The 238-nt window shown below is 58.0% G+C and carries 1 protein-coding gene; it reads right to left on the bottom strand.

From position 1 onward, the window contains the following. Positions 1-224: hypothetical protein (locus tag B4920_RS27850; RefSeq protein ID WP_216820141.1), on the bottom strand; the 224-nt coding region annotated here is incomplete at its 3' end. Positions 225-238: the final 14 nt, after the last annotated feature.

The raw sequence follows: 238 nt of genomic DNA on the forward strand, positions 1-238 counted from the left end.
GAGCGGAACGAACCGTTGGAATCGGGCCCCACGGTGCGAAACGTCAGCGGAAAGCTGTCGATGAAGAGGTTGAGAGTGCCACCGGGTAGCGCCTTGGGGGAGGCGAAGGTGGGGTCGGTGTCGTTGGTCTCCCACTTGAGATCCGCAGGCAGGCTGGCGGCCCACACCCAGGATCCGTTCACCAGCAGAAAAAGCGCACCTATCCATTTGATTTTATTTTTCATGTTTGACTTCCAGG

The sequence above is a fragment of the Zoogloea sp. LCSB751 genome (genome assembly GCF_002028455.1).
GTDB lineage: Bacteria > Pseudomonadota > Gammaproteobacteria > Burkholderiales > Rhodocyclaceae > Zoogloea.